This window comes from Leucobacter sp. cx-42, assembly GCF_014529985.1.
Taxonomy (GTDB): domain Bacteria; phylum Actinomycetota; class Actinomycetes; order Actinomycetales; family Microbacteriaceae; genus Leucobacter.
This window is the reverse complement of sequence record NZ_JACVMU010000001.1, coordinates 184,126-195,899: the sequence shown is the minus strand read 5'-3', so window position 1 is coordinate 195,899 and position 11,774 is coordinate 184,126. Positions and strand designations below refer to the sequence as shown.

Sequence of the window (11,774 nt, the reverse complement as noted above, 5' to 3'; positions counted from 1 at the left end):
CGCTGAGCGCTTCCCGTTTCGAACCTCCCTCGAACTTCTCGCTGTTGTTTTGAGCCGGGCGGCAGCTCGCGCTGCACTGGTGGCAGCTACGAATGAATGTGAGTGAGGTAGATAAATGCAAAGGAAGAAAGTAGCGATTATTGGCGCAGGTCCGAGCGGTATGGCTCAGATGCGCGCGTTCGAAGCAGCGGAAAAGCAGGGCGAAGTTATCCCCGAGTTCGTGTGCTTCGAAAAGCAGTCTGACTGGGGCGGTCAGTGGAACTACACCTGGCGCACCGGCGTTGACGAGTTCGGTGAGCCGGTGCACTCCAGCATGTACCGCAACCTGTGGTCGAACGGCCCGAAGGAGGGCCTCGAGTTCTCCGACTACACCTTCGACGAGCACTTCGGTCGCCCGATCTCGTCGTACCCGCCCCGCACCGTGCTGTGGGATTACATCGCAGGTCGTCTCTCGAAGACCAACCTGCGTGACCACGTGCGATTCGAAACGATCGTGCGCCACGTTTCGTGGGATGACGACACTCAGCTGTTCACAGTGCACTCCGAGCACCTGCCAACGGGAGACACCCGGGCAGAGACGTTTGACCACGTGATTGTTGCGAGCGGACACTTCTCGTTCCCGAACATGCCGGAGATTGCCGGCGTCGAGACGTTCCCCGGCATCTTGAGCCACGCGCATGACTTCCGCGGCGCAGAGGGCTTCGATGGCCTCGACGTGCTCGTTATCGGCTCGAGCTATTCCGCCGAGGACATCGGTACGCAGTGCTTCAAAATGGGCGCCAAGTCCGTCACCGCAAGCTACCGTACCCAGGCGATGGGCTACGAATGGCCCAAGGGCTTTGAAGAGCGTCCGCTCGTGCAGCGATTTGACGGATCGATCGCCCACTTTGCTGATGGATCGACGAAGCGCTTCGATGTCGTGATCTTCTGCACTGGCTACGTGCACAAGTACCCGTATCTCCCCACCGAGCTCGCGCTCTCGGGTCCGAACACGGTGTACCCGGCAGGACTCTACCGCGGTGTCGTCTGGGACAAGAACCCGAACCTGTTCTACGTCGGAGCACAGGACCAGTGGTTTACGTTCAATATGTTCGACGCGCAGGCGTGGTTCGTGCGCGACGTGATTCTTGGTCGTCGTACGCTTCCCACCGCTGAGGAGCGTGCAGAATCGATCGCAGACTGGACGAAGCGCTTCGAAGCAATCGGCGGCGACGTTGAAAGCATCGAGTTCCAGGGTTCATACGTGCGCGATCTCATTGATGCCTCTGATTACCCCGATTTCAACGTCGAAGACGCCGCTGAGATCTTCATCAGTTGGAAGGGGCACAAAGCGAAGAACATCATGGGGTACCGTGACCTGACCTACCGATCGGTCATCACCGGCACACACGCCGCAAAGCACCACACCGCGTGGATGGACGAGCTTGATGACAGTGTCGAGCGTTACCTCGCCACCGACGTGGAGCCTGCGCGCGAGGCACGCAGCGCCTAACCCACAACACACGGGCGGGCCGAGGAACAGCAGCACGCTAAAGACGACCGCGAGCAGCACAACGACGAGGCAGATTGCGAGGATCGGGCGACGCAGGATCCAAGCCTGGATGTGTTCGAAGACGCCAGCTGGCTCATCGCCGCCCTTTGCGAGGCGCCAATCGCCAGCGAGCTTGCCCTTCTTGTCAATGGTGAGCTCGAGCGGCAGCGTTGCGAACGGGATGATCGAGAGCGCAAGTGCGAGGATGCCGAGGCCCGCGTTCCACTTCTGGTTAATCCAGACGAACACCGTGACCGCGCAGTATGCGAGGAACACAAAGCCGTGGATGCCGCCCGCAACGGACACGGCCTCCTCAGTGACGCCGGTTGCGCGCAGGATGAGTGCGGCAATGAGTCCTGCCCAGGTCACCACCTCCGCGGTGGCAAAAATACGAAACAGAGCGCGGGGAGTCACAGCGACGCGAACAGACATGATGCCTAAGTTACTTGAGTATTTCTGTGGATGTTTTCAGTTCGTTTTGATCACACGGAAAGAATGGTGCGTGAGTGGCGGTAGACTGTGTGCTTGTGACGCCACAAGAACTCTCTGCAGTAATCGCCCGTATCCTCGCCGACATCGTCTCCGCTGGCGATAGCGGAATCGAGGTGACGGAAGCAGACACCCAGGTCGAGCGTCCGAAGAACCGAGATCACGGTGACTGGGCCTCGAACGCGGCAATGAAGTTTGCCAAGCGCATCGGCCAGAACCCCCGTGAACTCGCTGATCAGATCATTGCTCGCGTTGCCGAGGTAGATGGCATCGCAAAGGCTGAGGTCGCAGGCCCCGGCTTCATCAACATCACGCTCGACGCTGCGAGCGCTGGCGAGACCGCGCGTCGAGTGGTCGAGCAGGGTGCGGCATACGGCACGAGCGATACGCTCGCTGGTCAGCACATCAACCTCGAATACGTCAGTGCAAACCCCACCGGCCCCCTGCACATGGGGCACACCCGATGGGCTGCACTGGGTGACTCGACCGCCCGCGTGCTTCGTGCTGCAGGCGCAGACGTCACCACCGAGTACTACATCAACGACGCTGGTGCGCAGATGGACAAGTTCGCGCGCTCGGTGCTCGCGGCTGCCCTCGGCGAAGCAGCGCCGGAAGATGCGTACCCGGGTGAGTACATCCAGGCTCTCGGCAAGAAGGTAGCTGAGAAGGTTCCGAATCTCGCAGAGCTGCCCCGTGAAGAGGCACAGCACATCGCGCAGGAGCTCGGCTACGAGCAGCAGCTTGCAGAAATCAAAGACTCGCTGGAGCGCTTCAACGTGCACTTCGACGTCTTCTTCTCGGAGCGCACCCTGCACGCCAAGGGTGAGAACGGTGAGCCCAGCCCGATCGAGCTCGCTATCGATCGCCTGCGCGAGCAGGGCCACGTCTACGAAGACGATGGCGCTATCTGGGTTCGCACCACGACTTTCGGTGATGACAAGGACCGCGTCTTCACACGCGGCAACGGCATCTACACCTACTTCGCTGCTGACGCTGCGTACTACCTGTCGAAGAAGGATCGCGGCTTCGGTGAGAAGATCTACCTCCTTGGTGCAGATCACCACGGCTACATCGGCCGTCTGACCGCAATCGCTGGCGCTGCTGGCGACAACACCGAGACCGATGTCACCGTCCTCATCGGCCAGCTTGTGAACCTCAACGGTGCGCGTCTGTCGAAACGCGCCGGCAACATCATTGAGCTCGACGATCTGCTCGAGTGGCTCGGCAGCGACGCGCTTCGTTACTGGCTCGCACGCTACCCGGCTGATTCGCCGCTCGCGCTCGAGGGCGAAAAGCTTCGGAGCCGCACCAACGACAACCCGGTCTTCTACGTGCAGTACGCACACGCTCGTACCTGCGCAGTTGACCGCAACGCGGCAGCGGCAGGCGTCGACCGCAGCGCATTCGCACCCGAGCTGCTCACTCACGAGACCGAGACCGATCTCCTCGGCAAGCTGCAGCAGTACCCCGGTATTGTCGCGGGCGCGGCAGAGCTGCGTGAGCCGCACCGTATTGCGCGCTTCCTTGAAGAGTTCGCAGCCGCGTACCACCGCTGGTACGACCAGTGCCGCGTGCTTCCCATGGGCGAAGAGCCTGTTGAAGACCTGCACCGTACCCGCCTGTGGCTCAACGATGCTGCTGGCCAGGTGCTGCGCAACGGTCTTGACCTGCTCGGCGTGACCGCTCCCGAACGACTGTGAGCGAGCGCAAGAAGCTGAAGCGCGGTACCAAGGTAGCCATTGGCGCCGCGGTTGGCGTTGTGCTTCTTGCTGGCATCGGCGAGGGCGCGCTTCGCATGATTATTCCGGGAGTGCTTGAGGGCATCGTGCGCGATGAACTCTCACTCCCGGCTGATCAGGAAGTTGCCGTAGATCTCGGCGGATCCGCACTCTGGAACGCCATTCGCGGCGGCGTTGGCGACGTCACTGTTGCGATCGACGATGCGCCCATCGCTGAGGGAACCCCGATGAGCGCGATCGCGCACGCGGAGTTCGTGCCGTTCAACCCTGAGAAGGGTGAGATCACGGGCGGTACCGCGCAGCTCACCGTCAAGCGTGAAAACCTTGGCAGCATCATCAGCCTCGCCACCTCTGGTCTGGTTGATGACGGCCGCGTCGAAGACGGCGTGCTTGAGCTGAGTAAATCAGCGCCGGTGTTTGGCCAGGACGTCACCGTTTCTGCATCGATCCGCCTGTCAATTGACAATGGTGACCTGCACGTCGAGCCAGTGAGCGTGCAGGCAGCGGGCTTTGATTTCAATGCCGCTGAGCTGAAGCGCGCGACTGGCTCGCTCTTCGAACCCGTCATCGAACCCCAGACGATCTGTGTTGGTGAGTACCTGCCCGCAGGTATCGAGCTCACTGATCTGGAGTTCGCGAAGTCGGGCGATGTCACACTCAGCACGCGTTTTTCGCCTGACATTTTGGCGGATCCCGCAGCGCTCCAGCCGGGCACCTGCCCGTAACGCGCGCCGACTCGCGACGCGGTCGCAAGTCATATTTCAACACCATGCGAGATCGGCATCTGTCATCCCGCTAAACTAAGAAAGTTCGTTCTGAGCATCCGCTCCGTTCGCACGGCTTCAGGGGCCAATCCGGGTCCGCTCGCCAACCACCGCAGATGGTGGTGTGTGAGCGCTGGAACGAAGAAAAAATCCCCCAAGCCTTCCGAATACAAAGGAGCGAACGATGACAGAGACCGTGGTCACCCAGACCCCAGCCTTCAATGCCAACGCAATTGATGCGCGAGTGTTCCCTCCTTCTTCACGACGGGGATCGCAGTGCGAACAGCTGAAGATCGGCGAGATCCGCGCCACCGAGCTCACTGAGCAGTTCGGTTCTCCGCTCTACGTTGTTGACGAGCAGGCAGCACGTTCGAAGGCTCGCGCGGTTCGTGAAGCCCTCCAGCGTGAGGCAGAGCGCGTCGGCACCGAAGCAACCGTGTACTACGCAACCAAGGCGTTCCTCTGTGTAGAGGTCGCGAAGTGGATGATCGAAGAGGGCCTCGCCCTCGACGTCGCTTCGGGCGGCGAGCTGCTCGTCGCGCTCGCGGCTGGCGCAGATCCCGCAAAGATTGGCTTCCACGGCAATAACAAGTCCGAGGCTGAGATTGCACGCGCGGTTGAGGTTGGCGTTGGCACGATCATCCTCGATAGTGAGATCGAGATTGAACGCGTGGCAGCCGCAGCGAAGGCTGCTGGCAAGGTGCAGCGCGTACGTCTGCGCGTGAACAGCGGTGTCCATGCATCGACCCACGACTTCCTTGCGACCTCGCACGAAGACCAGAAGTTCGGCCAGCCGCTCGCTGCAGCGACCCGCATCGTTGGCCAGATTCTGACCCACGACAGCCTCGACTTCGTTGGCCTGCACTGCCACATCGGTTCGCAGATCTTCGCAACCGACGGCTTCCGTGAGTCAGCTCGGCGCCTCCTCGGAGTGTACGCCGAGCTCGCTGAGCAGGCTGGTCGTCCGATTCCTGAGCTCAACCTCGGTGGTGGCTTCGGCATCGCGTACACGAGCGAAGACGCAGACGCTGCCCCCGACGTTGCGAAGATCGCAGCCGAGCTCGCAGACATCGTCGCCGCTGGTGCCAAGGAGTACGGACTCCAGATTCCCAAGCTCGCCTTTGAACCTGGTCGATCGGTCATCGGCCAGGCAGGCGTGACGCTGTACACCGTAGGCACGACCAAGGCGGTCCAGCTCGGTGGTTCTGACGCAGAAGCAAACCCCGCCGACGTGGCCCTCGCGCCTAAGCTCGGCATCACAGGCGCACCATCAGAGCGCCTGTACGTGAGCGTTGATGGTGGCATGAGTGACAACGCTCGCCCCGCGCTCTACGGCTCGGATTATCACGTGCGGATCGCTAACCGCGTGAGCACCGCTGCCCCCGCGCTCGTGCGCGTCGTGGGCAAGCACTGTGAGTCCGGCGACATTGTTGTGCAGCGCGACGTGCTGCCTGGCGATGTGAAGCCGGGGGACACCCTGGCAGTTGCAGTGACGGGCGCTTATTGCTGGGCGCTGTCGAGCAACTACAACTATGTTCCGCGGCCGCCGGTCGTCGCAGTGCGCGACGGAGAAGCACGCATGATCGTGCGCGGTGAGACCGAAGAAGAATTGCTCGCCAAGAGCGTGTAACACCCCTTACGAATACACAGGAGTAATAAGTGAACGAGTACCGTGACCTTCGTGTCGCGCTGCTGGGCTGCGGCTCAGTAGGTGCACAGGTGGCCAGGCTTCTTCTCGAACACGGCGACGAGCTCACTGCTCGCGTCGGCGCAAAGCTGACGCTTGCAGGCATTGCCGTTCGTGACGTGAATTCGAAGCGTGACGTCGATCTTCCCATTGAGTTGTTTACGACTGACGCTGAGCGTCTCGTGCAGGGCGCCGACATCGTCGTCGAGCTCATGGGTGGTATTGAGCCTGCAAAGTCACTCATTACGCTCGCTCTGCAGGGTGGTGCTGATGTCATCACCGCAAACAAGGCACTCATCGCAGCGCACGGCAAGGAACTCTCAGCGACCGCTGAGCAGGTGGGCGCACAGTTGCTCTTTGAAGCTTCCGTTGCAGCAGCAATTCCCATTCTGCGTCCGCTGAGCGAGAGCCTTGCTGGCGACCACATCACCCGCGTCATGGGTATCGTGAACGGCTCGACCAACTACATCCTCGACCGCATGGATCGCTTCGGCGACTCGGCGGAGGCTGCAGCAAAGGTTGCGAGCGATCTTGGCTTCCTCGAAGCAGATCCAACGCTCGATGTCGAGGGCTTTGACGCTGCGCAGAAGGCGACGATCCTCGCGAGCATTGCGTTCCACACCGAAGTTCCTGAGTCGGCAGTGCACCGCGAAGGCATCACCAAGATCACCGCTGAGCAGATCGAAGCTGCAAAGCACGCTGGTCTCGTCATCAAGCTGCTCGCGATTGCAGAGCGCCTCACCGGCACCGACGGTACCGAGGGTGTCTCGGTTCGTGTGTACCCGGCGCTGTTGCGTCGCGATCACCCGCTCGCGACGGTCTATGAGGGCAAGAATGCTGTCTTCGTAGAGGCTGAAGCGGCCGGCGAACTCATGTTCTACGGTGCTGGTGCAGGTGGCGCTGAGACGGCTTCGGCTGTGCTCGGCGATCTCGTTTCGGCCGCGCGTCGTCACATCGTTGGCGGTCCCGGCATCATCAGCTCGCTGCACGCAGATCTTCCGGTGCTCCCGGTCGGCGAGGTCATCACCGCGTACCAGATCATGCTCGAGGTTCGAGACGAGCCTGGCGTGCTCGCGAAGGTCGCCACGATCCTCGCGGAAAACGGTGTCTCTGCAGCAAGTGTTGAACAGAACACCAGTAAGGGCGCGGCAGGTCACGCGGCCCTCATCATCGGCACGCACTCGGCGCGCGAGGCAGACCTCGCAGCGACCGTCGCAGCGCTTGCAAATGATTCGGCAGTAACCGAGGTACTCAGCGTACTTCGCATGGAGGGCGCAGCATGAGCGTAACCGCAGCAAACAACTCTCAGCTCTCGCTTCGCGTGCGTGTGCCCGCGACGAGCGCAAACCTTGGCCCCGGCTTTGACACGCTTGGCCTCGGTCTCGCGTACGGTGACGAACTCGTCGTCACCACGCGTGAGACACCTGGTGCCACCGTTGAGGTACACGGTGTCGGTGAGGGTGAAGTTGCCACCGACGAGTCGAACCTCGTGGTGCGCTCGGTTGCGTACGTCTTTGAGCAGGTCGGTCGCGAGATGCCAGGCCTGAACATCGTTGCGAACAACCGCATCCCCCACGGACGCGGTATGGGCTCGTCTGGCTCGGCAATCGTCGCAGGTGTAATGATCGCCGCGGGCATCCTTGAGAACGATGCGGCATCGCCACTCGTACTTACGGAAGATCAGCTGCTCGGCTTCGCAACCGCACTCGAAGGCCACCCAGACAATGTCGCGCCTGCGCTCTTCGGCGGCCTCACGATCGCGTGGACCAACGACGAAGGCCCGCGCTTCAAGCGTCTGCTCGTGCACCGTGGCGTTGCGCCGCTCGTGCTCGTGCCATCGTTCAAGATGTCGACCGAGGAAGCACGTAGCCTGCAGCCGAAGCAGGTGCCGCACGAGGACGCAGTGTTCAACGTCTCGCGATCCGCGCTCCTCATCGCAGCGCTCACGCAGAGCCCTGAACTCCTCTTCGAGGCAACTGAAGATCGCCTGCACCAGAACTACCGTGGCCCCGCAATGCCCGCGACGCGTGACCTGATTGGCGCGCTCCGTGACGCAGGATACCCCGCAGTCGTGTCAGGTGCTGGCCCATCGGTGCTCGTGCTCGCGAACGGCCCGGCTGAGCGTCTCGCTGCTGCAGATCTGGTGACGAAAGTCGCACCAGACTGGCAGGTTCTGACGCTCGCTGTCGATATTAAGGGTGCTACAGTTGAGGTGATCCCGGCAGTTCTCGCGTAATCTTCGCGTGTGTTTACGGTTTTCCCGTCAGTCCGTGGGTCGTTCATACCAGAGCGATTCTTGCTCTGAGTTTCCTCGCATGAATATGCACATTGGAGGCAGAGCCATGGGCCGCCTCCGCGAAAACGTTCCGAAAGGAAGAACGTGGAAGAGAACACCGTAGACACTGCTGTCACTGTCGAAACAACAGCAACCGAAACCACTGAGTCGGCTGAGAAGCCGGTTCGCCGCCGTGCGTCGCGTCGCGTCTCTGCAGCTGCAGGTGCAGCTGCAGAGGTCGCGCCCGCCGGCGACGCGGCACCCGCTGAGGCAGCTCCGGCTGCATCGGCAACCGACGAGGCTCCGGCCGAGCCGAAGAAGCGCGTAAGCCGTGCTCGCAAGAAGGTCGAGCCCGAAGCTCAGACCGAGGCTCCCGCCGAGCAGGCAGCACCGGCAGCGGCTCCCGCTGCAGCTGCTGATGCCGCTCCCGCAGCTGACGAGGCTCCGGCTGAGCCGAAAAAGCGCGTGAGCCGTGCCCGCAAGAAGGTCGAGCCTGAGGCTGAAGCAACGGCTGAGAAGACTGAAGCTGCGGCACCCGCGGCAAAGGCTGCGGCGAAGACCGACGCTCCTGCTGCAGAGGCAGAAGCCGCAGCAGCAGACGAGAAGCCCAAGCGCACTCGTCGCCGTGCTACCAAGGCAGAGGCTGCTACTGAAGCACCCGCAGCTGAGACTGACGCAGCGGCCGAGAAGCCTGCTGTTGAGAAGGCAGCGAAGAACGGTCGCGCCAAGCAGGCTGCGCAGCCCGCAGAAGCAGCTCCCGCTGCAGCAGAGGCAACCGAGCAGTCGGCGGCTCCTGAGGCTGAAGACAAGCCCGCAGAAGAGACCACTGGCCGGAACCGCCAGCGTCGCAACCGTAACCGCGACAACGCTGAGCAGAACGCAAACGAGTCGAATGAGAACACCGACGACTCGAAGCAGCGCCAGAACAAGAACTCGAAGAACGACAACTCGAAGAACGAGAAGAACGACAACTCGCGGTCGAGCCGCACCCGTCAGCGTGACCGCAAGCGCCGTGGCAATGACGATATCGAGCTCGAGATTGCAGAAGACGACGTACTGCTGCCGATCGCGGGTATCCTCGACATCCTCGACAACTACGCGTTCGTCCGCACCAGTGGTTACCTTCCCGGTGTCAGCGACGTGTACGTTTCGCTTGGCCAGGTCAAGAAGTACAGCCTGCGTCGCGGTGACGCAGTAGTTGGTGCGATCCGCCAGCCCCGCGATGGCGACAACGGCGGCCGCCAGAAGTACAACGCGATCGTCAAGATCGATTCGGTCAACGGACACCCGGTTGATGAAGAGGCGAAGCGCGCAGACATCACCGAGATGACTCCGGTCTTCCCGACCCAGCGCATCGCGCTCGAGGTTGGCGCAGATCGTCTGCTTAGCCGCACGATCGACGCGATCGCACCCATCGGCCTCGGTCAGCGTGCGATCATCACCGTGCCCAAGAAGCAGTCGGGCGTGCAGGTGATTTCAGAACTCGCTGCAGACATCGCAGTAGCGGCTCCCGAGGCACACCTCATGGTTGTGCTCGCAGATGCACAGCCCGAGGCAGCGACCGCGCTGCAGCGCTCGATCCGTGGCGAAGTTGTCGCTGCAACGTTCGATCGCGGTGCCGAAGACCAGGCGACCGTCGCCGAACTCGCAATCGATCGCGCACGCCGCCTCGTTGAGCTTGGCCACGACGTCGTCGTACTCGTTGACTCGCTCAACCGCCTCGCGCGCGGCTACGCACAGGCACAGCCTGCAAACCACCGCCCGGCACTCGACGTCATCGACGAGCAGACCCTGTCTCAGCTCAAGAAGCTGCTCTCGGCCGCGCGTAACCTTGAGAACGCAGGCTCACTCACGCTCATCGCGACGCTGCAGGCAAAGGCAGAGACCGCACTGGACGCAACCCTCCTGCGCGAACTTACCCCGCTTGCAAACTCGGTCATCACGCTCGCAAAGGACGCGCCCTATGGCGTCGCAATTGCGAATGCGAAGAAGTCGCACACACAGAACCTCGGTTCGATGCTGTCGGCTGAGGAGATCCGCGTTCGTGATGCGATCCGCGCAACGCTTGCCGATGAAGACGCAGATGACGTGATTGCACGTCTGCGTAAGGCGAAGACGAACTCGGCACTTACCGCCTAACACCGCGTACGCGGCGGTATCGACGGTAACCCAATACGGAGAGGCAACATGTTTGAACAGGTTGCGGGGCTTCTCGCAGAACACGAGGAGCTCCAGGAACAGCTCGCTGATCCCGCGCTGCACGCAGACGCGGTACGCGCAAAGCGAGTAAACCGACGCTACGCTGAGCTGAGCAAGATCAAGACTGCACACGAGCAGTGGATTCAGATTGCTGAAGATCTTGAGGCAGCGCGTGAGCTTGCGAAGGAAGACGACGCGTTCGCTGAGGAGGTGCCCGTACTTGAAGAGGCACTCGCAGCAGGCCAGGAGAAGGTTCGCCGCCTCCTGATCCCGCGTGATCCCGACGATGCACGCGACGTCATCCTTGAAATCAAGGGTGGCGAGGGCGGCGCTGAGTCGGCGCTCTTCGGCGCTGACCTGCTGCGCATGTACATGCACTATGCAGAGTCCAAGGGCTGGAAGACCGAGATCATCGAGGCTGACGAGAGCGATCTTGGCGGCTACAAGAACGTTCAGGTTGCTATCAAGGCGAACCCATCTGACCCCTCGCAGGGCGCATGGGCACACCTGAAGTACGAAGGCGGCGTGCACCGCGTGCAGCGTGTGCCCGTTACTGAGTCGCAGGGCCGCATCCACACCTCAACCACGGGCGTGCTCGTGTACCCCGAGGCTGACGCGCCTGAAGAGGTCGAGATGCACCAGAACGACCTCAAGATCGACGTGTACCGTTCGTCTGGCCCCGGCGGTCAGTCAGTGAACACCACTGACTCGGCAGTGCGTATTACGCACCTTCCCACCGGTATCGTCGTGGCAATGCAGAACGAGAAGTCGCAGCTGCAGAACCGTGAAGCGGCCATGCGCGTTCTGCGTGCTCGACTGCTCGCGCGTCAGCAGGAAGAAGCGGCGGCAGAAGCTTCGGCACACCGCTCGACTCAGATCCGCACCATGGATCGTTCTGAACGCATTCGCACCTACAACTACCCGGAGAACCGCATTGCGGATCACCGTACCGGCTTCAAGGCCTACAACCTTGACGCGGTGATGGATGGTGCGCTCGAGCCGATCATCGAGTCCTGCATTCGCATGGACGAGGAGCAGCGACTCGCCGATCTGTAAGTAGATTATTCCACTTCACGGCGCATGACCAGCC

At 61.7% G+C, this 11,774-nt stretch carries 8 protein-coding genes and 1 pseudogene; 8 read left to right on the top strand and 1 reads right to left on the bottom strand.

What is annotated here, in order from left to right:
* The first annotated feature begins 115 nt into the window (after positions 1 to 115).
* Complete coding sequence (locus ICM05_RS00850; RefSeq protein ID WP_188022668.1) at positions 116 to 1,492, top strand: NAD(P)-binding domain-containing protein; 1,377 nt, start codon at positions 116 to 118, stop codon at positions 1,490 to 1,492.
* A 195-nt stretch (positions 1,493 to 1,687) separates the two neighbouring features.
* On the opposite strand, the pseudogene ICM05_RS12855 reads toward ICM05_RS00850, so the two are convergent.
* Positions 1,688 to 1,963 (bottom strand): annotated as a pseudogene (locus ICM05_RS12855) (DUF3817 domain-containing protein); the annotation flags it as partial.
* A gap of 95 nt (positions 1,964 to 2,058) precedes the next feature.
* Between ICM05_RS12855 and argS the strand changes: the two are divergent.
* From argS to prfA, 7 genes are all read left to right on the top strand, one after another.
* The gene (gene argS / locus ICM05_RS00840; protein WP_188023001.1) at positions 2,059 to 3,720 is read left to right on the top strand and encodes an arginine--tRNA ligase; all 1,662 of its coding nucleotides are present in this window, start codon (positions 2,059 to 2,061) and stop codon (positions 3,718 to 3,720) included.
* Positions 3,717 to 4,484, top strand: a complete 768-nt coding sequence (locus tag ICM05_RS00835) for an LmeA family phospholipid-binding protein (protein WP_188022667.1) — start codon at positions 3,717 to 3,719, stop codon at positions 4,482 to 4,484. The genes argS and ICM05_RS00835 overlap by 4 nt, the downstream gene beginning before the upstream one ends.
* Positions 4,485 to 4,707: 223 nt before the next feature.
* Positions 4,708 to 6,153, top strand: a complete 1,446-nt coding sequence (locus ICM05_RS00830) for an alanine racemase (protein WP_188022666.1) — start codon at positions 4,708 to 4,710, stop codon at positions 6,151 to 6,153.
* A gap of 29 nt (positions 6,154 to 6,182) precedes the next feature.
* Positions 6,183 to 7,493, top strand: coding sequence for a homoserine dehydrogenase (locus tag ICM05_RS00825; RefSeq protein WP_188022665.1), 1,311 nt, complete (start codon positions 6,183 to 6,185; stop codon positions 7,491 to 7,493).
* Complete coding sequence (thrB, locus tag ICM05_RS00820; protein WP_188022664.1) at positions 7,490 to 8,446, top strand: homoserine kinase; 957 nt, start codon at positions 7,490 to 7,492, stop codon at positions 8,444 to 8,446. The genes ICM05_RS00825 and thrB overlap by 4 nt, the downstream gene beginning before the upstream one ends.
* Before the next feature lie 144 nt (positions 8,447 to 8,590).
* On the top strand, positions 8,591 to 10,624 hold the full coding sequence (locus ICM05_RS12850) for a hypothetical protein (protein ID WP_188022663.1): 2,034 nt from the start codon (positions 8,591 to 8,593) through the stop codon (positions 10,622 to 10,624).
* A gap of 48 nt (positions 10,625 to 10,672) precedes the next feature.
* Positions 10,673 to 11,740 carry a peptide chain release factor 1 gene (gene prfA, locus ICM05_RS00810; protein ID WP_188022662.1) on the top strand — a complete coding sequence of 356 codons (1,068 nt, stop codon included), beginning with the start codon at positions 10,673 to 10,675 and terminating at the stop codon, positions 11,738 to 11,740.
* Positions 11,741 to 11,774: the final 34 nt, after the last annotated feature.

Bases quoted from the DNA above. Each gene is read 5' to 3' on its own strand.
- ICM05_RS00830 (WP_188022666.1), top strand. From the start codon at position 4,708: ATGACAGAGACCGTGGTCACCCAGACCCCAGCCTTCAATGCCAACGCA.
- prfA (WP_188022662.1), top strand. From the start codon at position 10,673: ATGTTTGAACAGGTTGCGGGGCTTCTCGCAGAACACGAGGAGCTCCAG.
- ICM05_RS00850 (WP_188022668.1), top strand. From the start codon at position 116: ATGCAAAGGAAGAAAGTAGCGATTATTGGCGCAGGTCCGAGCGGTATG.
- thrB (WP_188022664.1), top strand. From the start codon at position 7,490: ATGAGCGTAACCGCAGCAAACAACTCTCAGCTCTCGCTTCGCGTGCGT.